Source organism: Lysinibacillus sp. NPDC056220, assembly GCF_049315265.1.
In the GTDB taxonomy this organism is placed as follows: domain Bacteria; phylum Bacillota; class Bacilli; order Bacillales_A; family Planococcaceae; genus Lysinibacillus; species Lysinibacillus pinottii.
Window position 1 is genome coordinate 420,548 of record NZ_JBMOXD010000003.1, and the last position, 23,610, is coordinate 444,157.

Here is a 23,610-nt window from a genome sequence, read left to right on the forward strand (position 1 = left end):
ATTGGTCAACTATGGTATTTAATCACCTTTTATGAAATGTTAGATATCCAAAATATATCCAGTATGGATCACCCTGAAGTTAAAACTGAAAATCTCACTATAATGTCCATCGGTGTTATAAATTCACAAAATTCCAACTTTTGTTTCACTAAGGGTGAAACAAAAATAACCTTAAAAAAGCCTTGGTCAATCATTATAATTTTATAAAAAAATAAAAATGTACAATTTGATAGAAAAATATACAGTACAAGCTATGGATACACTGAACATAGCTACTTTTTTTCCAAATGTGAAATCTATTTTTTTCTTAAATAGTAAATATAGTAAAAATGTAAAAATGAATAAAGATACTAGTAATGACGAAGGGAAAAAAATTTGGTAAGCCATTTTTTGTGTAGCTGTTATATCTCCTGGAAAATTTGAGGCTGCATAGCTTCGACTAAGGTCTATATAAACTTGACTTCCTAAAAACCAAAGATAAGTAATACCAACAGATAAAATAGTTAAAACTCCAATCAATATAAAAAACATTTACTATCTCCTACTTTAATTTATCTTATTATCTGAAAATTCATTAACCGATCAGCACTCTATATGTTACAAAAGGATGAATTTTACAATGAAAAAATATCATTTTTCTATGCTATTCATTTTATTGATCAGTGAAGGTACAGTCTTTGCTTTAGATAATTCTTTATCTATCGACGAAGAATTTATAACAAAAAATCCTGCCACAGGGGGTATTCCAAAGATTGGTCTTACTTTGATACTCCAGAAAATTTCTAATTACAAAGAGATGTTCAAAATTATTTGTCTTCTATCCAAGCAATTAGTTTACATGATACTATAGAAATTCAATTAAGTTACATACAAATGATAGATTGTGGATGATTTAAATGAAAGTATAGACGCATTTATAAGTAAATAGATGATGCTGAGTTAGCTGGACATAATTCTATAGCTATTACTCCATTCCATTATGAAGCACCCTAAAATTGATTCTGCAGCAACAAAAATAGTAGAGCAACATCCTCTGTTACTACCTTATAATCCTTGTTTGTTAATTGTAAGCTTGATAAATCTATAATTGGTACATTGTCAGGCTCACGTTTGAATACTATTACTTCACAGTTCATAATACCTACTCCTTTTTACAGATATTTCTACATAATAGGTTAAATACCCTTCTATCTAATTCAATTACCGATTTTTATTTCAATGTACAAAACATGTTAATTTGCCTAAAATGGTAAATAGTAGATAGATATATTGCGGTGGAAATGAATGAATAATTGTCCTAATTGTTTAGCCAATAATTCTTTTACGAAAGTATACAAAGATGGTTTAGTATTAATAAAGTGTGAGTACTGTAATACAGTTATAGAAGATAAAAAAATACCAGAAGATTGTTAATTCAGAAGTCCAGGATGAATTTGAAAATGAATATGGAGGCAATGTTAATGAGGGATATACTCATATTAACGGATGCTTATTTTTGGTACTCTCAGCTATAAGTGTATTTTCGTACATGATTTCTTTAGATAACATCGAAATTATACACTGGCTTATTATGTTTATGATTGGAATAGTAATTCTACCTTCCGTTATATTTTTCCTTTTTTAAGCAATAATTTGTGAAAAAATACCCATTACCAATTTAGGTAACAGGCATTTGTTTTATCGTTGGGAGATTATAATTTTTAATCCCTCAAAATCACCACTTGTCATCGTACCTTGGTCGAATTTATCAAGTAAATGGCAATTTATCATCATCCTTTAGTTGTATTGGCTTGGTATTTCCTATTAGTTGGAATAATTATTTGACCTTCAATTCTGTACCTCTTCGGCATAATCCAAATTGGCTTAACCACAAAATGGGGATGATCAATATTACCTGTCCAATCTTCACCCCGTGCCTAGCTTACGTGCAATAGCAACTACTCGACTTACAATTGCATCTGCAACTTATTTGGAAGAAATAACTTTAATAGGAACAAAAAAAATCTCTTTGTTTTTTATTTTTTAAGAAAACTATAAACTAGTGTAATTATTCCTAAAACAAAAAAAAGTGGAACAAATAAATTGTCGGTAAACGAACTCATTTTAATATCCGGAACTTCTCCGGACATATTACCTGCAAAAAATCCAGCTTGAACAATGCTAGTTGATAGCATGGTAAACCCACGCTCTATTGTGTAAATCAATCCAGCCATAATTAAAAACACAACTCCAACTATTCTCAATATAGACACCCCCAATACTTTTTTTGTGAATATATTACAATTTTTTCTAACAGGACATACTTATTAATTTTACCAAAAAATTATAAAAATACTATTTTACGGTTGCGTTTGATTTGTTTTTCACGCAAAGTATTCAATGTCACTGCTCTTTATTTCCGTTTTTAGCCCCTTCTATTTTAGCTAACCACGTCTTTCTACCATAAACGACTAAGATGGTTTCCGTACCTTTTCATCAAACATCTTCATTCTTCGAGAGATAAGAAGATTTAAACCAAACACGGCTCAATCTTTGTCTGCTAGTCGAATTTCTCAATTAAAATTTGGATGTATGTAAATTGTTTGGAGTCATTTGTGATGATGTAACTCCCTCAGTAACCACGAGTGCTGTCATTGGGATTGAATACTGCAGCACCATTTGACAATTCAAAGCTTTCAACATGCTTCATCGCTCCTAGTATAAATTTAATGTAAAGTATACTTAGAATTACTAAATTTACCAAAACACAAAGAAAAGCCTCGACTCAAATTGAGTACCTAGGCTTTGAAGTTAAAAATTATAATGGTATATATAGTTTTATAGAATAATTACTTTCTATATTATATGTCCACATGTGGCATTGTTATTCTTACAGCTAATTCTACAATTGGCTTTGAAAAAGTACTTGGAATCATCGGACTTGGTAAATCGTCAATATGGTTTGCAAGTCCAAAAGACACTTCTGCCTTTTTTGTAGGGTCCACTCCAAGAATTTCAAAACTTCTGGACTCGCCTGTTGAATTTGCTTAGCGAAAAGTTGACAATCCTCGCAACCACAATGAGTTTTTTCGGAAGTTCTTTATACAATTCAAGAGTTTTATCCTTATCTATTCTTACAATAAAATTATTTAATTTAATGTCCTCCATAAAACACCTCAATTACAATTTCCACCATTTGAGTTAGAGTTTTCTAGTAGTTTATTTCAATCTATCGAGAAAGACTCTTCATTATACAAAAAATCATTTATCACTTTTTCTTTATCCATTCCATTATTTACAAGTGTTTCTTGACTCAAAGAATTTATTTGTAAACCCTAAGATTCATTCGCCTTTGCAAAACTAGGTGAAATAATACTGAGAACCAATGTAAAACAAATTAATCCTATAATACTTTTAATTAAGTTATTTTTCATAATAAATATCCTCCATTATCTAAATGGCAATTTTTCTAATTCAAGAGTCAATTCACGTCATCTGAGAACACTTTTAATGATGTTCCTAATTTTCCATACTACAAAAGTAATATTTCTTGTGAACATAAGAAAAAACAATTGAAAAAAACTAATTTCGAAATATCAAGTTAATAAATCTTCTTCACATAATTGTAATATTATGATGTGACCTCCTGAGTTTTAAGGCTACTTTTTACTACATTGTTTAAAATATCTAATTCTTTCTAATCACCACTAGTCAGTATATCAGGCCCAACCTCAAACTTTCAGAAAACATCTCAAGGCACAGGTTCATATTTTTTCATTAAGGTTTTCTATTAAGCACCTAAACATTGAATGTTTTTGGTTGATTTTGTAGAATGAATGAAAGGGAGGCGAACTAGCTTGGAATTCACAACAGAAAGATTAATAATTAGACCTTTTAAGAATACCGATTTACAGGACGTATTTGCTATTTATAATAATGAAGATACTTGTAAGTTCCTATTACATAATAAATGGACTCATGAAAATATGGAGAAAAAATTCAATAAGAAAGTAGCAAATGGATTACTCTCTAATGAGTCCATGCTAAGTTTGGCAGTTGTATATAAGAACAAAGTAATTGGTGATTTGTCTGTATGGTATACAGATATGAAAGATACAGTTGAAATTGGATATAGCTTTTCTAATGAAGTGGCTGGGAAAGGTTTGGCAACCGAAGCAGTTAGTAGTTTAGTAGGTAAATTATTTGATGTTTTTAATGTACATCGCATACAAGCTAAACTGGATGCACGGAATATCGCTTCACAAAAATTATGTGAACGAATTGGCATGAGAAAAGAAGCCCATTTCACACAAGATTTTTGGAATAAAAATGAGTGGACTGATAGCATTGTGTATGGAATGTTAGCCTCTGATTTGAAGGAATAATATATGTTAGGTATTTAATGTGCTAACAGAGGGCTAGAGTCGAATTACCAGGATTTTTTGAAATCTGTATTTTACCATTTACTATTGTTTAGCCCTCCAGTTAGATACATATTAATAAGCATCCAAATTATCATAAGAGGATGCTTGATAAAAAAGATTATTCGGCTTTGTTGTTTGCTTCGAAGCTACATCCAATTGAATTAATTCCAACGCCGTTACTGAATAATGTATTGTCATCGCCTAAGCAAATACATTGCCCCCTTCCCTTATTTTTTTATATTTATTTTGTAATCTGAAATAAAGAAAAAGAGTGAAAGTCCTAGTAAAATAACGGGAAGGAAAAAGAATCCTGCATTATATTTGATGGAATGCTCCATTTTTAAGCCAAACAAATAGATGAATAATGTAAATGAAAAACATAATGATAGTGTCCCTGCTAAACTTTTCATTCAAATCCTCCTTATGTCAATCAGATAACATAAAACTAATTCGTGATGCCAATCAAAGATGACAATTTCAACATGAATAAGACCTTGCCCCTGTCTAGTTATTTTTGTTTTATAGCCCCTTCCATTTAAGCTATCCACTCCTTTCCACCATAAACGACAAAGGTGATTTCTGTACCATTCCTATTAAACACCCTCATTCTTTGAGATAAAAAAGTTTAAATCAAGCACGGCTCATCTCCGTCAGCTAGATGTATACCTCACTATAATTTCAGATTCAGATTTCACGCATGAGCGGAAAGATCAGACATTGGTGGTCTTGAATTTCATTTAACTGATAATTGAATGCCGTAATTATGTAACTGCCATAGTATGCCTCGGGGAATAAACGTTGCAACACGTTTGGCAAATAAAGCCTTAACCACCGTTTCATCACCCCCATTGATTATTTTCCGCACACCCTATAATATACTAATAATTACTTAATATTCCAATATTAGGTTAAATAAATCCAATGCGCTACCTTTTGGCATTCTTCATCAGCTTATATTTTAGAGATTCCCCAAATAGAATATAGTCCTATAAAAAATAAATGAGGTGGTTAATCATTAGTGAGCATGGCTACAAAAAGTACAAAATTTATCCAAAATCAGAAAGATATACTGCCGTATTTTTATTGGTTTCTGTATTAGTTTGGGCGAGTTACGACGGGGAAGATGGTGGGGGCACCATGGTATATAATTATATCCACTTCTGTATTTAATACCATCATTAGATCATATTATGCAAGAAAAGAAAAAAGGAAAAAACTAATATGTAATGATGGTCCATTTGGATGTAGTCCCTATCAAAAGCAGGTGCTCGTGCGCTTACTTTTTGATTTTGGATTATTCATACAGCTTACAAATGACCGTTATATATAACCACACCCTTCCACTTCATAATTCAAAAAATCCTCCGTTTCCCTTTGTATCCAATTCAATTTCACCTTCATGAATTAAACTTTTAATTTTTTTCTGATGTTCCTATGACATTTATCGCTAATCAACTTGTTAGGCATACATATTATAAAATTACGAAAGGAGGTTTATCATTATGTCTGGATACTATGGTGGTAACGGTGGAGGCTACGGGAATGGTGCAGGATTTGCACTTCTTGTTGTTCTATTCATTCTTCTCATAATCGTTGGAGCTGCTTTCCTGTATAATTCATATTAATATTTTTACAAGGGTTCAACCCATTAATCCGTCCCGTGAAAGCAATAAATCCTCCAATACTGGGAATAACAATCATCCATACACTTATCTTTTTTAGAGTCACTTTCCTTGGGTGACTCTTTTTTATTTTTTCTTCCTTGTCAATAGAGTCAACGACATGATAAAAAACCCCCGTAAAAGTTAGATTGATGTCTAACTTTTACAGGGCAGTTCAAAACAGATGTGGCTTTCGTCATACATTAATCAAATTGTATAGTATGTTGTACGATGGATACCTTATAAACATCTTTCGTATTAATTAATATCGATTGAAAATGTTCAGTTTCTGTAAAGGTATACCAAGGTTTCTCGTTGAACCCATTAAACATTTCTTCTGTAAATGTTTCTTGGCCGATATTAGTTTTGATTTTATATTCCTCTTCACGACTTTCGTTGAAGTGGAACTTCACTGTATATTCATAATCCATGAACCAACACCCCCCATCTATCTTTATCATGGGAAAAATGGTGTGGAAGTAATCAAAAGAAATATAAATGTCATAAAACCCCATGCCATTATAAGTGTTCTTATGTAATTATTGAAAAAAAACCAGGTACTCATTATAAATGAGCGCCTGGTTTTTTATTAGTACCCGATATGGGTATTGAAAGCATGCAAATATTAAAGTTTTACGATGTTTGCAGCTTGTGGTCCACGTTGACCATCTTCGATTGTGAATTCTACTTTTTGGCCTTCTTCAAGTGATTTGAAACCTTCACCTTGGATAGCTGAGAAGTGTGCGAATACGTCTTGTCCGCCTTCTACTTCGATGAATCCAAAACCTTTTTCTGAGTTAAACCATTTTACTGTACCTTGTGTCATTTGAATGACCTCCATTAATTGTATTAAATAAAATCTTACATCTCTAAAGAAAAAATTCACATATTGCAAAAAGTATCCAAAAAACACGATTACTCTTTGTAATATGTGAATTCATTGTTTCTTTACGACTACGACCGATTTTATTAATATCATTGTATAATAAAAAACCATATTTGTCTAGTACTAAGTAAAAAAATCCATTATCAATTTTTTTTGCTCGTTACATGTTTGCATGTACTTATAAAAAAATCTCAGGCAATCAAGTAATTTGATTACCTAGAGATCATTGTTTTTTCATTATCATTTTTACTTAAACCTTTAGTGATCCTCGAAAACCTCTAGCAGCATAGTAAGAATCTGCCCCATTATGATATACGAAGATGGTGTCGTAGCGACGATCACAGAAGATGGCACCGCCCAGCTTACGGATTTTTTCAGGGGTTTGAATCCAGCTAGATGTTTTTAGATCAAATTTACCTAGTTGCTGTAACTCCCGATATTGCTCTTCCGTTAAAAGCTCTATTCCCATTTCTGTAGCCATATCCATGGCGGTCGTTTCTGGTTTATGATTTTTTCTTGCTTCCCATGCTTCTCGGTCATAACATACACTTCTGCGACCTTTTGGACTTTCTGCCGAACAATCATAAAAGATATATTCATCTGTCTCTGGATGATAGTGCACAACATCCGGTTCTCCCCCAGTTGCTTCCATTTCATGGAGCGACCACAGTTTGTCCAAATTAGCCTCCAGTTTAGCCTGGACATTTGTCCACTCAAGGTCTTCGTGACGATTCATATTTTTTTCAAATCGAGCTTGCAATGTTTGCAATAGTTCCTCGCGTTGTTCAACGGATAATTCTTTATTTGTCATTTTAGTTTTCTCCCTCACTCGTAAATGATAATCCCTCTTCTTCCAATGAAGCTCTCAACATAGGTACAGACGCTGGTCCAATCCCATGAATTTTTAATAGGTCTTTTCGTTGTATTTGGATAGTTCATGTAAGGGATCAATCCCCTCGTGAACTAAGGCATTTCTTGCAGGAGCACTCAGCTTTGAAAGGAAGCCTCTCGTAGGCTTATTTTCTTTATCACAGGTCGGGCAGCTAAGACAGTCCGTGCTTTTGTAAAAACTATGTCCTTTTTCGCAAAACCGTAAACGTTTTTCTGCTTTCACTATCATCCCTCCAGCATACATGCTATTAGTTTATAGTATCATATTTCACTTGTCGGAATGATAAGAAGAACCGTACTATTTAAAACGTTTGTAATTGGTTATCGGTTAAATTTTGTGCTCCCATATATTGAATTTTGGGTTCTCCATCCACATATTTAACTACCGCATATCTTTGTATATCTGGCTTTAGCCATACCCGAGCATCCATTGGCCAACTTGCAATGTCCTTCTTAAACATTTCCTCAGAAGTGACCATTACATCTTTTGTTAAGGAGTATTCTAAGTCATTAAATTCAGAGTCAAGAAATGTTACATAATAGACATCTTTAGATACTTGATAGACATCTTGATAATTACGATGAATGGAATCGAAATAAAAGCCAGTTGGATAGATATAAAACTTACCCAACTCATAAGTTACAATGTCTTGGCTATCTCTCGATGGAAAGTTCATACTATCTATAGCAAGTTCAACACCAAATGCTTCTTTATATTTCGCTTGAACGATAGCTCCATCAAAAACCATTTCGCCATTGTCCGAATACTCATGATCAATATTGTACTTCTGGACAACGTCTAACACTAAAGACATGACAATTTTCGGGTCATGATGATTAATGCTCCTCATACTACTAAATTCATCTAATGCTTTAACAATCTCTTTCTTTTTATCCTTCTCAAGTAATTTTTCTTTGCCTACAATAGTATTTACACTCGGTGAAAGAGTTGCAAGGGTTTTTCCAACAATAGTGGCTGGACTAGAAGAATCAAAACCGTAATTTTTCTCAGCAAAATTGCTAATCAGTATGGGACGCTCCTCTCCATCATATCGTGCTAATTCTTCTTCGAACGTAATTCGATCTGTTTCCTCATCATTTAATGTATAAAAGAGATCACCCTCATTATTATGACCGAAATTACCGGACACAACTAATTCCATCTCTGATTTTTTGGAATCCTTTGCGTATACCCATATTTTGTTATTTGCAATACCTTGACTCATTTGATGGGAAAACATTTTAAGGAAAGTACGCCCATCCTTCCCCTTTACTAAAGAAACATTCATGTCACAAGCCGAACATACCAATTTATCAATTTCACTTGAAAAAGATAGCAACGCATTTTCTCCATTTGCATGTCCTGTCCAAATTTCTTGTATATAATTATCTTTATTACGATGAGGATAAGCGGATAGTGGGTAGTCAGCTCCTTTCATGAATGTATAAACCTCGTTAACACCATCATTATCAAAATCGACTAATTCCGCATATAAAACTCCTCGATCATGCTCATTGTCTGCAAAAGTATGCATGTCATATGTAAAACCTAAAGTTTCCACTGCTTCAGATAGTTTTTCATATAATTGACGATTGACCACTTGCTTCTCTTGATCATTTGTTACTATTTTTTCAGCATCCTTAGCTGTAACAGTAGGTGTCTCCTTTACTCCATTAGAACATCCATACATTAATACAACTAAAAATAATAATAATAAATAATTTTTCTTCATTTAAAGCTACAACCTTTCAATACCTTAATAATATCTATATCAATTTCCTATATTTACTACTTTATACCAATATAACGAAGCTGTATCTAGTAAAATTTTGATTTTACTTAAACACTATAAGAAAATAACCAAAAGGATGTTTATAAAAAAGAATGTATGATATAGCCCAATCCTTTCTGATTCTTTTATAAAGTACCGTTATTTTTGCTAAGTAATGCCCCCGTTTTAACTCTAAAAATTTGGCGCAATGAGCAAGTTGGTAGTCAGTGTTTGCTAGTTACATGGCGCGATGAAAAAGATACTATATATACTGTTCCGTTTAAACGTAACATCATCTACACAATAAAATGAATAAAGGAGCCTGATACGTTGATGTTACATACGTCCACTCGTATGAAAATGCCGTTAGGATTTTGGGAGGGGCTCCGTCAATTAGGGGTAGCCCCTCACGATGTTATTCAAAAAGCACAACTACCTATCGCATTGATGACTGAACCAACTGTTTCTTTAGCACAATATTACGCAATTTGGCAGGCTTTTGCTGATCTTATTGACAACATGGCCGAAGGAATCATTAAACTGGCAACTAGCTTTGATAGCAATCATTTCCCGCCTACTGTTTTAACGGCCTACCATGCTCGTGATTATCGTGATGCTCTTAAGAAAATGCTAATTTAGAGATGAGCTTTCCAGAGAAAGAAAAAAAATTTATGAAGACTAATCTCCCTCAATCGGAAATACAGAGATTTATCAAACCAATTGAAATCGGGAGAATTACTACATTTATTTGTAGTCCCTATGCTCCCGCATTCAAAGGCTCTCCAATTCGTATGGATGGAGGGATGATACCGACAATCTTTTAACATTTAGAGCTCGTAAACGTAAGGCCGATGATTGCCACTACAGCGAGTCGAACTGCTTTCACATCTACTTTACCTATCATATTGACAATAGCCATCAAGAGTGAATCCTCTCGATGGCTATTGTCTACCGCTGAACGGGCATATTTTCTATACTACTATTTGCATTTCCTTCCCTTCATTACTGCACTTGTACTGTATATGTTCCGTTCTCATTCTCAAATTTATAAACATATAAATAGTACTTTCCTGGCTCTGCATGTAATTTACCGTTTATCATGTTTCCCTCTTCCTGTCCAAAAGATGCATAATTTTGACTATCTGATTCATGATAAAGCACCCATGTCATACCAATTCGGTTTTCATTTAAAACAGATATATCTAGTTCTTTTGGAGATGTAACATTGAATTCGTAAACATCCGTATGATCATCATCCATTAATCGACCTTTTAATGGTGTATTAAATGGAAGTATAGTGGCTTCTTCTGGACGATTGTTTGGTTCTATCTCAGCTTTTGTATCATTTTGTACTTGAACGGTATATGTCCCATTTTTATTATCAAATTTATAAACATATAAATAATACTTTCCTGGCTCCGCATTAAACTTACCTTTGATTGTATCTCCATCTTCCTGTCCATATGCTACATAGTTTTGCATATCAGATTCATGATAGAGCACCCATGTCATACCAATTTGATTTTCATTTACAACAGAAATATCTAGTTCTTCTGGAGACGTAATGTCAAATTGATAGACATTTGTATCATTATCAATCAAACTACCTTTTAGTGGTTTATTAAATGGAATGATTGTTGCTTGTTCTTGCTCTGTCTGTCCTCCCTTTCGAACAGTTGCAATTGTTTGCCCCTTACTTGCTAGTCCCTTATTATTTTTCACTGTTAATGTCACATTGTAAGTTCCTTCTTTTTCGTATACATGAGTAGGGTTTGCCACTTCACTTGTTGTGCCATCTCCAAAATTCCAAAGATAAGAAACTATTTCTCCATCCTTATCTGTTGTCCCATCACTTTTAAACTGAATATTTTCATGGGTCATGCCTGTATATGGACCATTTATATTTACAATTGGTGCTTGCGTTTCGCCTTCATCTGTAGAAACGCCGTGGAAAACCACATCATACTCAAACTGGTTAGCCGCATTTACACGATAATTGACAAAATACGCTGTCATTGTTTTATAGCCGCTCCACTCTTTTTTAGATAATTGGTCCAGCACTTGGTTTACTTGCTTACTCATCGTTTTCCAATCCTGAGACTCACCCTGTGTGGCACTACCTACGTATGTCCCTTCGAGTGTAAATGTATTAAAAAATTGAGACTGATGCTTGGTCATTTTTGCATCCTGCAATTGTGCCATATCGACAATTTCTTGCTGAACCTCGTTTAATGCTTTTGGTTCATGCTGCATTAAATAATCCTCTGCTACTTGTGGCACCTCATATTTTTCTTGGTTATCGATCAATTGCTGCATATACGCTTGGAATTCCATATTAAGCTGTGAATCTTTACTTAACGACTCACGATAGTCATCATAATTTTTCACATCGTTCGCGCGAATTAAATCTTGAATTCTATCAAACATATCAAATTGATGAGTATACATATAAGACTGTAATGCAAATGAATAGTTATAGAATTCCCAGGAACCATATTTTGCAAACATTGTTTGTTCAGCTGTATAGCGTTGTGACGGATCATGTGACAGCCCACTAATTATGCTCTTACGTGGCACAACATCATTTGTACGTGTTGACCCAGCAAAAAACTCTGCATTTCCTTCCTGGAACCATGTTAATCGCTCATTTTGGTACATATCACCTGTCCCGAATAGACCAGGCACCTCAAATCTGCCTTGTAAAAAGTGCGTATATTCATGTCGGAACAGCTCTTCCAAACTATAAATGCTTTGCTCAGGTGTACGTTCATATGTAAAGAACGTTCCAGTCTCTTCAATATAAATACCACCATTGTTTGTTTCATATCCGTACAATTGACGGTTTAATCGATATTGATCGGGAGAGTTATAAATGACAACTGTTAAGACATCGTCAGCATTACCAGGCTCCAGTGCTTTATCATTCCCGATTACACGATGATACTGTGCTTTTACCTCTTTTGCAGCCCAGTATAATCTTTGAATTTTATCTTCCGTTACTTGATCTCCCGTTTTGAATACAATCGATCCATCATCAAATGTATATGTTTTCGGTAGATACTGTTTTTTTCCTTCTTCACGTACTTTTTGTAAATCCACCGTATTACCATGTAAGTCACGTCCACCATAATTGGTCGTAATTTGCTCTACTGCCACAAAATAAGCTTCACTTAAATAGGGATACATATGCATCGCCTGTGTCACAACTTCTAAACCTTTATCCGGTTTACTATGGAACTGCCCTAAACGCCCTGCATAATAAATGCCATTATTGATTAACCAACTATTGTTATCCGTCACATTATGTATAAGCGCAATGTTATTAACTTCCTCAATAAAGCCATCAATCTTTCCATACCACATCGTTGTATTAGCCTCTTTACGAGTATCATATAAGTACGACTGTAAATCATAATCAATACCCTGTATTAAATCGTAAATAGCTTGTCCTTTTGAATTTTCGGCTTCATATGTAGAAAGATTGTCGTTATATTGTTTTAAAATTTTCGTAGCATATTGAACGGTTTCCACATCACTAGAAGCATTACTTATTAATTTTCCATAAGAAGATACTACTTTATCCTGCTCATCTGTACCAAGTTTAAAGTTCGGATTATTGGCTATTGCTTTTAATGCTGGTAAACACTTATCATGGAAACTTCTCTCATTTAAATAACCTAGTTCATTATTATAAAACGCTACATAAAAAGCAGAACGGAGTACCTCAACAAATGTTTCAATCCCCTTTGAATCATCTTTTGTAAAAGAGCTTCCTCTATTCCCTAACTCATTGATAATTACTTGCATGCGCTCTTCATTTTGATAAAAGGCTTTTGTGTCATCATTGAATTGAAATAAGTCTGTAATTTGGAACCAACGTATATTTCCAAGCGTATGAATAAGCTCCCGATCGCTCATTTTATTTAGCTCTGCCATCGAGTACTGCTCTTGCAATTGCTGTGTATCCATGCGCTCTAAAGTTGGAGCAGGACGTTGTGAAAAATCTCCAATTTCCAAACGTTCTTCATAGGATAATGTTTCCTCTGCCATAGTGGAATGCACCATTTCATCTTTCGGCATTTCTATGCCAATAGGTTTCATTTGTAATACATTATACGGTGTTTTTTCTGCTGCGGATGCTTCAGCCTGTAACCCACCTAACGAAATGGCCATTGTACTAACCCCAATTAATAACTGATTGAATGTAAATTTTTTCTTCATGTTATATCCTCCTATAGTCCTATTCAGGTTTTTTGGTAATATATTTAATTTTTAGTACTATATTACCTCTATAAAAATAACATATTATGTAAAAATATCAACATAAAATGTTATATTTAGGAATATTTTCTTTCGAATTTTGAACACTAAGACACATTTAGACGGTTTCTTTATAAAAAAAGAACCCAATAGACAGATTCTTTTTCGGAAGGAACGTACCTTTAGGGGGGAGACGACCATACTTGCTGAAAGAATAGCCTCTTTTATTTCCCTCTATTTATGCTATTCTTGAAAATAAATAAGCTAGTATAGGGTAAATAACATTTCTCTATCCTCCCCTCCTACATATTATAGGTTGTAGAAAGGAGGGATCTTCAATGGGATACGGATACGGCGGAAATGTAGGTAATATGAACAGTGGCGGTTGTTATTATGGCGGCGACAATGGCGGCAGCTATAACGGTTCATCATTTGTATTAATCGTTGTTCTTTTCATTCTTTTAATTATCGTTGGCGCTAGTTTTATGAGTGGTGGATACTAATACATCCCTTTAGCACCTAGAAATATCCCTTCAATATAATGAAAGGGTCACTTAAACCAGCCTAGTGATCCTTTTACTTTTCAGAAAGGAGCGATTATTTCTGCAACATTATCAACCGAACATCTTTATGAGAGTAATAAAAGGGATCTTTGGCTCTGCATTATTAACAATGGGCCTTATGTTTATCGTTATCACAGTAGACGATAGGCAATTTCTCCAAAACGTATTATTAAGAATCATCGGTGTCAGCAGCATTTTTATAGGCATCCATTTTTTACATAGACAATTTCATCCTCATTCATACAATAAACCAGGTACTCATAAATAATGGGTACCTGGTTTATCTCTTCATATAGCCTATAATTATAAATAGATTTTTTTAAGGGTCGGTACAAGGGTCTACAAAACCAAGTTATCCAATCATATAAATAGTAATGTTAAGCGAAAGTCGTTTAACAAGGCATCTCCTGATTTGTTACTGTGGGGCACTTCCGAGGGGTGTGCCCTTCCCATTTTTCGGTCATTGAATACGAGAGATAAGAACGGTCTACTTCATTCATTTGGTTAATCATTATTAACATTGAAAGTAAGCATAATAATATTGTCTTGCCATAACTAAAAAAAATGAACATAATCAGTTGTAAATATAGTAGGTTTTTTGTTTTTGAACGAATACATGCACTCCTAATATTATTTTGTGATTAGTGTTTAATTTATTATTGATTTTCATTGCTTTTGTTCTTTATTTCCTTCTTCGATATATAAAACTAAATCTCTTCAGATATAAATTTAAAGCCTGTGAATTTTTACTGTTCGTAAAAATTCACAGGCTTTTTAAGTAGAGATTGTTTTTTCCCAACCCCTTTTATTCTCGTTATTAATTTAATAAATATATTACTCTCTATTTGCATCTAATCGCCGACGAAATACTAAAGCTGCAACAGCGAATATAATGAATGCTATTGTTGAAGCAGCTGTAACCATCAGTACCACATTTCCAATTGGAGATTTGAATAACAATGCGACCGAGATGATTAAAACGGCCCCAGTTATACCCATTCCCAAAATCGAGATTGCCAAAACCTTATGCATCTATTCACCTCACAGGTAATTGAAACAAGCTACCGCTCCGGCAATACCACCGGCACCAATAACTGCATATGCACCAATACATGCAGCACATATCGCAGCAGTCACTGGTGTCGGTGTTGCACACGAACCACCACACGCAACTGCAATAATATATGCCGCCGTAGCACCAATACCAAGTACTGCACCAAGACAACTTGCCACTGCTCCTACACCCATCGCTTCCATAACTGGCTCCTCTGCAAGCATCTCTTCATCTGTAATATATGCAAGCTCAGTATCCACAGAATTACTAAGTGATCCATCCAAATACGTCTCAACTCGGAAGTTTCCTAAATCATTCTTGGTAACCAACATTTCATTTGTTTGTAATACAGTATTATCCTCATCGAAGAATACTGTTATATTACTAGGAAGGCTATAATCCCCATGCAAAGGAACTGTAACAACCGTAACTCCACCCCCAACAGTGTACACACTCGAACCTTCCAAATCAAAAGCAGACACAGGAGCTACATTCTTTGCGTTTCCTCACGCAATGTCCTTTGCAGCGACTGTAAAATCGCTTTTTCTGTATCCAACATCGTCCCATCTACATCAAAAATAATAGCCTGTAGCATGGCCAACCCCACCTTCCCTATCAATGATTGCTATTTACAAACATACATAATTGTTGATACATGTCCTCATCATAATCTTTCTGACCGCGAATAAATTTCTCTTTTAAATTATAATAACAAATTTCAAGATATTCCCTATTATGATGTTGCTTAAAAGGTGTTTTTGCCTCGACAGGCCCTAAATCCTCAAAGTATTTATTCATTTTTTCATAGGCTCTAATTTGATAGCCACGCTTCTTCATTTCAGCAATGACCATTTCCGTATAAATAAACAAGTCGTCTTTAGGATATTCATAAATATAATTAATGAGTATATGCTTATCTTCCTTGGCAAATATACTGTTTAATTCTCGCCATTGTGAAAGTAGCTGCCCTTTTGGTAGGAAGCCTATTACATCCACATGCCATAATCTCATGCTCTCTCCCCTTTCTATTATTCATCCAATCATGTAAAATATTCCATATTAGTAAAACATAAATGGAGGTATAGGACGATGGAAATAAAAATTGCCACACTTGATGCCATTCCACAGATCGAGGTGTTATACCAAGAGCTCTTTTTAGAAATGTCTATTCTACAACCTAAATATATCAGACCTGCTAAACAAGATGTTAATTTTATTCGATATACCATTATCGAGGATGATTCGGATATTTTAATCGCTGAAAAAGATCATGAAATCCTAGGATTTTTATTAATAAAGGAGATGACGACTCCTCGCTATACATGCATGGTCGAATACACTTACGCCTTTATTATTGATGTCATTGTTGGAAAGCGATACCAAAGTAAAGGAATCGGGTCTGCCTTACTGTTAGAAGCGAAGAAATGGGCTGATACTCGCAAATTAAATTACTTGGAGTTGAACGTTCTGTCTGGAAATAAAGGAGCTATAGCCTTATATGAAAAACTTGGGTTTAAGGATATAAACCATACGATGCGCTTTGAATTATAGTATAGTTTCTCCCTCGCTATAGAGCAATTTTATAAAAATGTTTGCGCTCCAATCTTAAATGAATAGCATCAAAAAGTCGCCTATATAGGGGCGACATTTTGATGTTTATTTCGTTTTATGGCAGCGGCTCATACATATTTTCGCTCAAAGAACCTATTACCCATTGATTATTTCTTCGTTAATAAAATCTGCTGAGAAACGTAATTCGATTGATTCGGTATCTGCTCGCTACGATAGACTAAATTTAATAGTTTCATTACATTCCGTTCATTCTTTCTAGGATGAAGATTTATGTTCGTCATAAAAATAGACAAAGTCCCTTTAAGGGCTTTGTCTATTGAGTAAGCTGATTTCCGCTAATTACCCATGTCTATATTAATTTACTTTCTTTCAATAAGTCATAAATAATCGTATCTTTTGTTTTGTGAATACCTAATTTACCAATTTGTTTTAAGATAAATGGGGCATCAATATCTGTTAATTGTTTGCCATCTAATAAGCGAGCAGTTGAAGCTAATAAAGTGCGAACATCAAAAGAAGATGCAAATACTTCTGGAACTCCACGATCAATATTTAATAGTTGATAGACTGCCTCCATCGCAGTTCTTACTGAATATTCAGTTGTAAAAACTGTATCTCTTGCTGTTTCACTAAAGTTACCAATGAAGGCTAAATTAGCAGAGCCTTCTGGTACAACTAGTGGACGATCCCCCATGGCTCTTGGCATGAAATAAGAGGTGATATAAGGCATATAGCACGGAATAGTATTACAAGAATTTTGGGCGATGTCAGGAATTTCATCAACCGGTACACCCATATGGTATAACCACTCTTGTGCTATCTCAATACCAGTACATTCCGTAATACTTTTTTTAATAAAATCACCTGGTTTATTTGATAGTAAACCATAAATCCAAACGACTAATTGGTCTTTTGGTTGTTGTTTAAAGTGAGGTTGTCGGTTTAACGTATAGCTTAGCATCCAATTAGAATCTGTAGCTGTGACAATGCCTCCAGTCACTACTTTACCTGCATAAGGGTCCCTTTTACTAATTTTCTCAATATAGGGAGCCACACGATCATCTAATGTCGTTAGAGTGGCGGAAACAAACCAGCTTTCTTCTGGAAGATGATCACAGAACTTTTCTGGTCGTCCAAAGTCTGTATCTTGGGCAGCCATGTTTTTCCACAGTGACCAGCTTCCACCTAAATCTTTATTGATAGGGGCTGGTGTATAGTTATCTCCGTATGTTGTACTCTCCGTGATACTACCATTTGTCACAAACACCAATTCATTTTCTGTTAGCTCAATATTCTTTTTCACGCCATTTTTTCTTAAAACTAACGTATGAGCTACTTTTTTGTCGCCCACTTTATCGACCAAAACATTCTCTACTACCGTATTATATTGAAAATCAACATCATGGCTTTCTAAATATTTTATCATCGGTAATACTAATGATTCATATTGGTTATATTTCGTAAATTTCAATGCTGATAGGTCTGGTAATCCACCAATGTGGTGAATGAAACGCATAATATAACGGCGCATTTCCATAGCTGAATGCCATTTTTCAAATGCAAACATCGTAGACCAATATAGCCAAAAGTTCGATTCAAAAAATTCTTCAGAGAAAACATCTGTGATTTTTTTATCCTCTAGCTTTTCCTCAGGCGTAAAGAATAATTTAATCATTTCCTCAGATGACTGATCCGATAAGGTAAACTTGCCATCATCTTCAAGTCTTTGACCTCTATTTTTTATTAATCGGCATTTTGAATAATTGGGGTCTTCTTTGTTTAACCAATAAAATTCATCTAAAACAGAAGCATTGTCTACCTCTAATGAAGGAATGGAACGGAATAAATCCCATAAGCATTCAAAATGGTCCTCCATTTCTCGACCACCGCGAATAATAAACCCTCTCGTCGGATTAAGTATGCCATCCAGACTACCTCCTGAAATATCTAACTCTTCAAGAATATGAATGTTCTCACCTTTCATTTGGCCATCCCGAATTAAAAAACATGCTGCTGACAGCGAGGCTAGACCCGAACCAATTAGATAAGCAGATTTTTCATCTACCCCCTCAGGTTTTTTAGGACGTGCGAAAGCTTCATAGTTACCATTGCTGTAATACATATTAACGCCTCCCTATTTATTATTCCAATATAGAATAGCACGTATTTCCACAGAAATGGTAAAATGAGCGAATGATTAACAAAATATTCAAATTCAAAAGAAAGCACGCCATTAGAAGTCCCCTATAATTGGACATAACAATCATTTGTATTTTTATAAGTGGATGATGAGGTATAAAAAATCACGATCCGCACCTAGCTCAATGCCTTAAAAAGGAAAATGAAATACAATAATTGGATGTATAAATTGCATAAATATTATACCGAAAAATCATTCATCACATAAATTTTGATTCTCCATAGCTAAACCTTTCTTTTTTGTTTCCCTAATTTTTCATTCCCTCTTTTAAAATTGCCCGTCATTTTCGCTAATAATAATTGAACTTCTATTGTCTGTTGTTCCGCTTCATGGATTTTTGCTAAAAGACGCTCTGCCTCGTTTTCCTTAACCACTTTAATTTGTTTCCCCTCGTAATAAATAGCGACAGTCCCTTTTTTCGTAATTTGATACGTAAATGGCTCCTCGCTTAATCGATTACGTTTATCAATTCCACTCACTTTATTCAACTCCCGTCCTCATTATTGTCCACATCAATTAAAATATTTTTGACGTATTGTTATATTCCACATCACCAACATCTGTATGTTTCTACGGTTCTGCAGTAATACTAATAAAGATTAGATTAGTTAGTAATGAAAGGGTAAAAGATGATTTTACATTTATTTTTAGTTTTTCTCATTCCTTGGGTGATTTGTCTCATGCATCTATACAAAAAAGAAAAAATATTGCTTTTTTTAGTGGCTCCATTTTTTAGTGTCGTTGCTTATCTCATGAATGCTCTCGGCTTTTATTTCGATTTTTGGGAGGTGCTACCTTTTCCCGAACAAAAAAGTTTCGCTTCACTACCTTTTGATGTTGGCATATACCCTGTCTTATCCTGCTACTGTATCTATTTCATAAAAAAAACGAACAAACCTTTTTTGGTTCTATTTTTAATGACTTTGCTCACCACTTTTTTAGAAGGGATATTTGTTTTCTTTGAAAGGGTCATCTACCAAAACGGATGGAATATTTATTTTACCTTTTTCTCCTATTTGCTCCCTTATTTATGTTTGTATGGGTATTATAGATTTTTACTGAAAATACGCGTCCTCCGATAACTATTTTTTTGCTAAAAAAATAATTTTTCTTCAATATAGTTTTAATTTCTACTGAAGAGGCCATCAACTAGATATACGAAGTGAACTCATCATATATATAGTAATAGTTAAGCTAAACTAGTTTAACAACCTCCTGATTTGTTACTTAGGGTCACTTCTAACCAAAGTGACCCTTCATATGTTTTACATGACTTACATAAGTTATTAGGAAGGTTTAGTAAACATAAATTTTATAATATATTGAAACTATTCAATGATTAGTATGCTAAATATGGGCATCCTTATCTTTGGATCAATAGCAATTATCGTTACCCACTTCTAGTCTTTTAGGTACTTAGCAACATTATAGATTGATGATAAGTACATTATTTTAAAAGGAGGAAGGAAATGTCGAAAATACCCATTTATATAAAATTGCTCATTGGGATTGGGATGATTATTATACTAACCTCACTGTTTCTGTTAAAGGATCATCCCTATTATGTCTGGCTAAGATGGACAGGTAATATTTTATTGATCGTTGGTATTGTACGGATTCCTTTTTCGAAGGAAACTGATAAAAGACAAGTCAAAATTCGATAAATCCCTTGGACTTGAGGGTAATTTCAGCCCCCACGAACAGCCCCTTTCATTTTGAAGGGGCTGTTTTACTATAATGGAGACAAATATCAAATAATCAATAAAGAAACTATGAAATGATGCAAATGAGACAAGCAAATTGATCAATAAAGTTTGATTAAAAATCCTTTGTTGATGTGCAAAATCTATTCATCTACAATCAGGTCAGAATGAAAGAAAAGATTCCAAACATAGCTTTTGGAACTTTAAGTTTCAGCATGTGTTTATCTATTATTTTCACAGGGTATTTTAAATACTAAATTGCACTTGAATGATCACAAGGTTTATTGTTTTCCTTGTAGAATCTAATTACTATAATAAATTGGAGTGACTTTCAATTATAAAGGGTATGTAAAATTGGACCTATTACTTTGGATAACTATTGGCTTCATAATAATTGGATTTATTGTTCTCACTTCCATGAAAAAAGGGATGGAAAGTAAGGTTGCTTTTATAAACGAGGAAAATTCATTCAAAGCTAAATCCGTAATTTGGTGGATATGGAGTTCCACTGCTTGGGGGATAGTGAGTATGTTTCTTGTTATTTGGTGTTTTCATCATTATTGTGGATAACTAATGTTTTGTATTCATTTTCTGATGTATTACTGCAATGACTATTCTTGATTAATAAATACTTTATAGATTATAAATTCAATAAACGTTCCCACACGAAAGCTTGGAAACACACTAAAAGGCAGGAATGTTGCTAAGTCAATGTTGGTGCTCTTTTAGCTATATAAACATAGCTACGATAGGACTTTTCGAGATTCTTCAACGTGTGTTATCTGAATAAAAACCTGTAGTTAGCATACCAGCATTTTTTTATCATTCCTCTACGACATCTGATGCTTTCCTTTTTCGTAAAAAGTGCCGGTTAATTAAAGATCGTTATGTATAGTATGCGTCGTTCCCTGATGCAAAGTAAAAAAGTAATACATTTTATTATTTGTTGAACCGCAGCTTTAGCTAAGAAAAAGCCATTCTCTCCACATTGGGAGAGAATAACTTTCCTTCATAAATCGGTATACAATTGATTACAGTTTTGCCCAACGTTCCTCTAACCAGTTCATAAATTGTACACCTTTGTCGCCTTCATACGCATCAAAGACATCTAAACGCATACGTTTTAGTTTATCTGCAAAGTCTGCCACTGTATGGTCCTTCGGCAAGCTTTTTTTAACCCGCAGGAAAATTTTGTCTGTTCCCTTGATAATATCAAAACGTGCAGGTGATGGTTTCTCTACGTCCTCGCCAAGCGCCACAAGTGCTTCATAGGCTGCTACCTGCACCTTGTAGACAGTATCATGCTGCATACGATTTAATAATAAATCTATGATTTTGTCATGTTGATAAGCCGATAACTTTTCGACTGCGTCTAAACGCTCTCGCCAGCTAGATGTATAATTGGCCTGTTTTTTTAATGTTTCATACTGCTCAGGTAATGCTGTTTCAAACTGTTTCAAGTAATTGCACCTCTTTTTTTGACTAGAGGAAAAATAAATTCTTTTTCTTCTGCTTCACTTATTATACGTTGTCTTGGTGAAAATAGCGATAAATCACTGGTAAGCCTATTAGACCGGATGCTATCGAACCTTCTGCTTTTTTATTTGCCTATCCCCCTATTCTTCCTGTTATTATTATAATTAAGGTATAAAATCAGATGAAAAAGAAGGTCTTTTGATGTTAGAAAAATTAAATGTATTTCTCCAAAAATACATTGCCATCTTGACACCATTAAGTTTAATTTTAGGTGTATTAGTTGAAAGCTGGGGACAAAATTTAGTATTCCTCGTGTCCTGGCTATTTGCATTCATGACATTCTCAGGAAGCTTACATATGAAATTTAAAGATGTAAAAATCTTTATGAAGCATCCAGGACTTATTATCTTCTCCATTATTTTTCTTCACCTATTCATGCCGTTATGGGCGTATTTCTTATCCACTGTGATCTTTGACGACCATTTATTAACGGTCGGCTTTGTTTTAGCGGTTGCACTTCCAACAGGGGTTACAAGTGTTATCTGGATCAATATTTGCAAAGGAAACTTACCATTAGGCTTATCCATAATTTTAATCGATACGCTACTTTCTCCATTCATTCTCCCTTTCATTCTCTTCTTTGTGTCGGGTGAAAAAATTGAATTAGACGTTCTATCGCTTGTATTTAACTTAGTTTTAATGATTGTCTTGCCGACGATTGTCGGTATATTGGTGAATGAATGGTCAAAGGGAGAAATACCCAAGAAAATTGGAAAGAAGCTTGCACCTTTTTCAAAGCTATGTTTATTTACTGTCATTTTAATTAATAGCAGTGCGATCGCTCCATACTTGAAGGATTTTAATCTACACCTATTGTTCGTGATATTATTAGTGTTTTTAATTGCTGTATCCGGCTATGTTTTCGCCTTTTACATAGGTCGCTATTTGCTAAAAGACTATTCACATATGGCTACCTTTGTTTATACTGGCGGTATGAGAAATATTGCCGTTGGGGTCATTGTTGCTACTACATACTTCCCAGGTAAAGTAGCAATGCCTGTCGTGTTTGGCATGTTATTTCAGCAAGTGCTTGCATCAATTTTTAGTAAACTGGTGATAAAAAGAACCACTTTGATGGATGAAAATCAAGTTTCACATTAGGTGGTGTT

General features: G+C 34.2%; 25 protein-coding genes and 3 pseudogenes. 11 read left to right on the forward strand and 17 right to left on the reverse strand.

What is annotated here, in order from left to right; genetic code table 11:
* Positions 1 to 201 precede the first annotated feature (201 nt).
* A complete protein-coding gene (locus tag ACOZBY_RS12165; RefSeq protein WP_036161453.1) occupies positions 202 to 531 on the reverse strand; it encodes a hypothetical protein in 330 nt (109 codons plus the stop codon).
* A gap of 88 nt (positions 532 to 619) precedes the next feature.
* Here ACOZBY_RS12165 and ACOZBY_RS12170 point away from each other — a divergent pair, with 88 nt between their 5' ends.
* Positions 620 to 850 carry a hypothetical protein gene (locus tag ACOZBY_RS12170; RefSeq protein WP_036161452.1) on the forward strand — a complete coding sequence of 77 codons (231 nt, stop codon included), beginning with the start codon at positions 620 to 622 and terminating at the stop codon, positions 848 to 850.
* 139 nt (positions 851 to 989) lie between these two features.
* Here ACOZBY_RS12170 and ACOZBY_RS12175 read toward each other — a convergent pair whose 3' ends face one another.
* Together ACOZBY_RS12175 and ACOZBY_RS12180 are read right to left on the reverse strand one after the other, a co-directional pair.
* On the reverse strand, positions 990 to 1,136 hold the full coding sequence (locus tag ACOZBY_RS12175) for a hypothetical protein (RefSeq protein WP_171821088.1): 147 nt from the start codon (positions 1,134 to 1,136) through the stop codon (positions 990 to 992).
* 879 nt (positions 1,137 to 2,015) lie between these two features.
* The gene (locus ACOZBY_RS12180; protein WP_422762416.1) at positions 2,016 to 2,243 is read right to left on the reverse strand and encodes a hypothetical protein; all 228 of its coding nucleotides are present in this window, start codon (positions 2,241 to 2,243) and stop codon (positions 2,016 to 2,018) included.
* Between the two features lie 1,593 nt (positions 2,244 to 3,836).
* Between ACOZBY_RS12180 and ACOZBY_RS12185 the strand changes: the two genes are divergently transcribed.
* Entirely contained in the window at positions 3,837 to 4,364 is a 528-nt protein-coding gene (locus ACOZBY_RS12185; protein WP_197148914.1) for a GNAT family N-acetyltransferase, read from the forward strand.
* Positions 4,365 to 4,630: 266 nt separating this feature from the next.
* On the opposite strand, the gene ACOZBY_RS12190 is transcribed toward ACOZBY_RS12185, so the two are convergent.
* Positions 4,631 to 4,813, reverse strand: coding sequence for a hypothetical protein (locus ACOZBY_RS12190; RefSeq protein WP_036215091.1), 183 nt, complete (start codon positions 4,811 to 4,813; stop codon positions 4,631 to 4,633).
* Between the two features lie 1,092 nt (positions 4,814 to 5,905).
* Between ACOZBY_RS12190 and ACOZBY_RS12195 the strand changes: the two genes are divergently transcribed.
* The gene (locus ACOZBY_RS12195; RefSeq protein WP_080695187.1) at positions 5,906 to 6,028 is read left to right on the forward strand and encodes a YjcZ family sporulation protein; all 123 of its coding nucleotides are present in this window, start codon (positions 5,906 to 5,908) and stop codon (positions 6,026 to 6,028) included.
* Between the two features lie 239 nt (positions 6,029 to 6,267).
* On the opposite strand, the gene ACOZBY_RS12200 is transcribed toward ACOZBY_RS12195, so the two are convergent.
* The 5 genes and pseudogenes from ACOZBY_RS12200 to ACOZBY_RS12220 all read right to left on the reverse strand — a co-directional run bounded on the left by ACOZBY_RS12200 (position 6,268) and on the right by ACOZBY_RS12220 (position 9,574).
* A complete protein-coding gene (locus ACOZBY_RS12200; protein WP_012294177.1) occupies positions 6,268 to 6,495 on the reverse strand; it encodes a hypothetical protein in 228 nt (75 codons plus the stop codon).
* Between the two features lie 194 nt (positions 6,496 to 6,689).
* Positions 6,690 to 6,890, reverse strand: a complete 201-nt coding sequence (locus ACOZBY_RS12205) for a cold-shock protein (RefSeq protein ID WP_008175097.1) — start codon at positions 6,888 to 6,890, stop codon at positions 6,690 to 6,692.
* Between the two features lie 310 nt (positions 6,891 to 7,200).
* Positions 7,201 to 7,761: a DUF4256 domain-containing protein gene (locus ACOZBY_RS12210; RefSeq protein WP_099805201.1), complete on the reverse strand. Its 561-nt coding sequence runs from the start codon at positions 7,759 to 7,761 to the stop codon at positions 7,201 to 7,203.
* A gap of 1 nt (position 7,762) precedes the next feature.
* Positions 7,763 to 8,085, reverse strand: a pseudogene (locus tag ACOZBY_RS12215) (RNA polymerase alpha subunit C-terminal domain-containing protein).
* A 58-nt stretch (positions 8,086 to 8,143) separates the two neighbouring features.
* The gene (locus ACOZBY_RS12220) at positions 8,144 to 9,574 is read right to left on the reverse strand and encodes a hypothetical protein (RefSeq protein ID WP_422762417.1); all 1,431 of its coding nucleotides are present in this window, start codon (positions 9,572 to 9,574) and stop codon (positions 8,144 to 8,146) included.
* Positions 9,575 to 9,943: 369 nt separating this feature from the next.
* Between ACOZBY_RS12220 and ACOZBY_RS12225 the strand changes: the two genes are divergently transcribed.
* Together ACOZBY_RS12225 and ACOZBY_RS12230 are read left to right on the forward strand one after the other, a co-directional pair.
* Positions 9,944 to 10,252, forward strand: coding sequence for a hypothetical protein (locus ACOZBY_RS12225; RefSeq protein WP_422762418.1), 309 nt, complete (start codon positions 9,944 to 9,946; stop codon positions 10,250 to 10,252).
* A pseudogene (locus ACOZBY_RS12230) lies at positions 10,243 to 10,437 on the forward strand (oxidoreductase); the annotation flags it as partial. The gene ACOZBY_RS12225 and the pseudogene ACOZBY_RS12230, both read left to right, overlap by 10 nt.
* A gap of 178 nt (positions 10,438 to 10,615) precedes the next feature.
* On the opposite strand, the gene ACOZBY_RS12235 reads toward ACOZBY_RS12230, so the two are convergent.
* Positions 10,616 to 13,834 carry a collagenase gene (locus ACOZBY_RS12235; protein WP_289449064.1) on the reverse strand — a complete coding sequence of 1,073 codons (3,219 nt, stop codon included), beginning with the start codon at positions 13,832 to 13,834 and terminating at the stop codon, positions 10,616 to 10,618.
* 410 nt (positions 13,835 to 14,244) lie between these two features.
* Here ACOZBY_RS12235 and ACOZBY_RS12240 point away from each other — a divergent pair, with 410 nt between their 5' ends.
* Complete coding sequence (locus tag ACOZBY_RS12240) at positions 14,245 to 14,376, forward strand: YjcZ family sporulation protein (protein ID WP_139015357.1); 132 nt, start codon at positions 14,245 to 14,247, stop codon at positions 14,374 to 14,376.
* 894 nt (positions 14,377 to 15,270) lie between these two features.
* Here the strand turns inward: ACOZBY_RS12240 and ACOZBY_RS12245 are convergent.
* From ACOZBY_RS12245 to ACOZBY_RS12260, 4 genes and pseudogenes are all read right to left on the reverse strand, one after another.
* Entirely contained in the window at positions 15,271 to 15,468 is a 198-nt protein-coding gene (locus ACOZBY_RS12245) for a hypothetical protein (protein ID WP_012294170.1), read from the reverse strand.
* A gap of 9 nt (positions 15,469 to 15,477) precedes the next feature.
* Complete coding sequence (locus tag ACOZBY_RS12250; protein WP_422762419.1) at positions 15,478 to 15,942, reverse strand: hypothetical protein; 465 nt, start codon at positions 15,940 to 15,942, stop codon at positions 15,478 to 15,480.
* Between the two features lie 50 nt (positions 15,943 to 15,992).
* Positions 15,993 to 16,085 (reverse strand): annotated as a pseudogene (locus ACOZBY_RS12255) (HAD hydrolase-like protein); the annotation flags it as partial.
* Positions 16,086 to 16,105: 20 nt separating this feature from the next.
* Positions 16,106 to 16,501 (reverse strand): pyrimidine dimer DNA glycosylase/endonuclease V, encoded by a 396-nt coding sequence (locus ACOZBY_RS12260; RefSeq protein ID WP_031419957.1) that lies wholly within the window; start codon positions 16,499 to 16,501, stop codon positions 16,106 to 16,108.
* A 78-nt stretch (positions 16,502 to 16,579) separates the two neighbouring features.
* Between ACOZBY_RS12260 and ACOZBY_RS12265 the strand changes: the two genes are divergently transcribed.
* Positions 16,580 to 17,041 (forward strand): GNAT family N-acetyltransferase, encoded by a 462-nt coding sequence (locus ACOZBY_RS12265; RefSeq protein ID WP_036161441.1) that lies wholly within the window; start codon positions 16,580 to 16,582, stop codon positions 17,039 to 17,041.
* A gap of 370 nt (positions 17,042 to 17,411) precedes the next feature.
* Here ACOZBY_RS12265 and ACOZBY_RS12270 read toward each other — a convergent pair whose 3' ends face one another.
* Both ACOZBY_RS12270 and ACOZBY_RS12275 read right to left on the reverse strand, forming a co-directional pair.
* On the reverse strand, positions 17,412 to 19,184 hold the full coding sequence (locus ACOZBY_RS12270; RefSeq protein WP_012294163.1) for an oleate hydratase: 1,773 nt from the start codon (positions 19,182 to 19,184) through the stop codon (positions 17,412 to 17,414).
* A gap of 302 nt (positions 19,185 to 19,486) precedes the next feature.
* Complete coding sequence (locus ACOZBY_RS12275) at positions 19,487 to 19,741, reverse strand: hypothetical protein (protein ID WP_036215837.1); 255 nt, start codon at positions 19,739 to 19,741, stop codon at positions 19,487 to 19,489.
* Between the two features lie 201 nt (positions 19,742 to 19,942).
* On the opposite strand from ACOZBY_RS12275, the gene ACOZBY_RS12280 reads away from it, so the two are divergent.
* The 3 genes from ACOZBY_RS12280 to ACOZBY_RS12290 all read left to right on the forward strand — a co-directional run bounded on the left by ACOZBY_RS12280 (position 19,943) and on the right by ACOZBY_RS12290 (position 21,535).
* On the forward strand, positions 19,943 to 20,344 hold the full coding sequence (locus ACOZBY_RS12280; RefSeq protein WP_281486528.1) for a CBO0543 family protein: 402 nt from the start codon (positions 19,943 to 19,945) through the stop codon (positions 20,342 to 20,344).
* A gap of 387 nt (positions 20,345 to 20,731) precedes the next feature.
* Entirely contained in the window at positions 20,732 to 20,926 is a 195-nt protein-coding gene (locus ACOZBY_RS12285; RefSeq protein WP_031419947.1) for a hypothetical protein, read from the forward strand.
* 393 nt (positions 20,927 to 21,319) lie between these two features.
* Positions 21,320 to 21,535: a hypothetical protein gene (locus ACOZBY_RS12290; protein ID WP_416277773.1), complete on the forward strand. Its 216-nt coding sequence runs from the start codon at positions 21,320 to 21,322 to the stop codon at positions 21,533 to 21,535.
* Positions 21,536 to 21,996: 461 nt separating this feature from the next.
* On the opposite strand, the gene ACOZBY_RS12295 is transcribed toward ACOZBY_RS12290, so the two are convergent.
* Positions 21,997 to 22,425 (reverse strand): HEAT repeat domain-containing protein, encoded by a 429-nt coding sequence (locus ACOZBY_RS12295; protein ID WP_012294160.1) that lies wholly within the window; start codon positions 22,423 to 22,425, stop codon positions 21,997 to 21,999.
* 217 nt (positions 22,426 to 22,642) lie between these two features.
* Between ACOZBY_RS12295 and ACOZBY_RS12300 the strand changes: the two genes are divergently transcribed.
* Positions 22,643 to 23,602 (forward strand): bile acid:sodium symporter family protein, encoded by a 960-nt coding sequence (locus ACOZBY_RS12300; RefSeq protein WP_422762420.1) that lies wholly within the window; start codon positions 22,643 to 22,645, stop codon positions 23,600 to 23,602.
* Positions 23,603 to 23,610 lie beyond the last annotated feature (8 nt).

Bases quoted from the DNA above. Each gene is read 5' to 3' on its own strand.
- ACOZBY_RS12165 (WP_036161453.1), bottom strand. From the start codon at position 531: ATGTTTTTTATATTGATTGGAGTTTTAACTATTTTATCTGTTGGTATT.
- ACOZBY_RS12240 (WP_139015357.1), top strand. From the start codon at position 14,245: ATGAACAGTGGCGGTTGTTATTATGGCGGCGACAATGGCGGCAGCTAT.
- ACOZBY_RS12205 (WP_008175097.1), bottom strand. From the start codon at position 6,890: ATGACACAAGGTACAGTAAAATGGTTTAACTCAGAAAAAGGTTTTGGA.
- ACOZBY_RS12300 (WP_422762420.1), top strand. From the start codon at position 22,643: ATGTTAGAAAAATTAAATGTATTTCTCCAAAAATACATTGCCATCTTG.
- ACOZBY_RS12220 (WP_422762417.1), bottom strand. From the start codon at position 9,574: ATGAAGAAAAATTATTTATTATTATTATTTTTAGTTGTATTAATGTAT.
- ACOZBY_RS12265 (WP_036161441.1), top strand. From the start codon at position 16,580: ATGGAAATAAAAATTGCCACACTTGATGCCATTCCACAGATCGAGGTG.
- ACOZBY_RS12175 (WP_171821088.1), bottom strand. From the start codon at position 1,136: ATGAACTGTGAAGTAATAGTATTCAAACGTGAGCCTGACAATGTACCA.
- ACOZBY_RS12280 (WP_281486528.1), top strand. From the start codon at position 19,943: ATGCATCTATACAAAAAAGAAAAAATATTGCTTTTTTTAGTGGCTCCA.
- ACOZBY_RS12170 (WP_036161452.1), top strand. From the start codon at position 620: ATGAAAAAATATCATTTTTCTATGCTATTCATTTTATTGATCAGTGAA.
- ACOZBY_RS12270 (WP_012294163.1), bottom strand. From the start codon at position 19,184: ATGTATTACAGCAATGGTAACTATGAAGCTTTCGCACGTCCTAAAAAA.
- ACOZBY_RS12260 (WP_031419957.1), bottom strand. From the start codon at position 16,501: ATGAGATTATGGCATGTGGATGTAATAGGCTTCCTACCAAAAGGGCAG.
- ACOZBY_RS12195 (WP_080695187.1), top strand. From the start codon at position 5,906: ATGTCTGGATACTATGGTGGTAACGGTGGAGGCTACGGGAATGGTGCA.
- ACOZBY_RS12245 (WP_012294170.1), bottom strand. From the start codon at position 15,468: ATGCATAAGGTTTTGGCAATCTCGATTTTGGGAATGGGTATAACTGGG.
- ACOZBY_RS12285 (WP_031419947.1), top strand. From the start codon at position 20,732: ATGTCGAAAATACCCATTTATATAAAATTGCTCATTGGGATTGGGATG.
- ACOZBY_RS12210 (WP_099805201.1), bottom strand. From the start codon at position 7,761: ATGACAAATAAAGAATTATCCGTTGAACAACGCGAGGAACTATTGCAA.
- ACOZBY_RS12200 (WP_012294177.1), bottom strand. From the start codon at position 6,495: ATGGATTATGAATATACAGTGAAGTTCCACTTCAACGAAAGTCGTGAA.
- ACOZBY_RS12190 (WP_036215091.1), bottom strand. From the start codon at position 4,813: ATGAAAAGTTTAGCAGGGACACTATCATTATGTTTTTCATTTACATTA.
- ACOZBY_RS12235 (WP_289449064.1), bottom strand. From the start codon at position 13,834: ATGAAGAAAAAATTTACATTCAATCAGTTATTAATTGGGGTTAGTACA.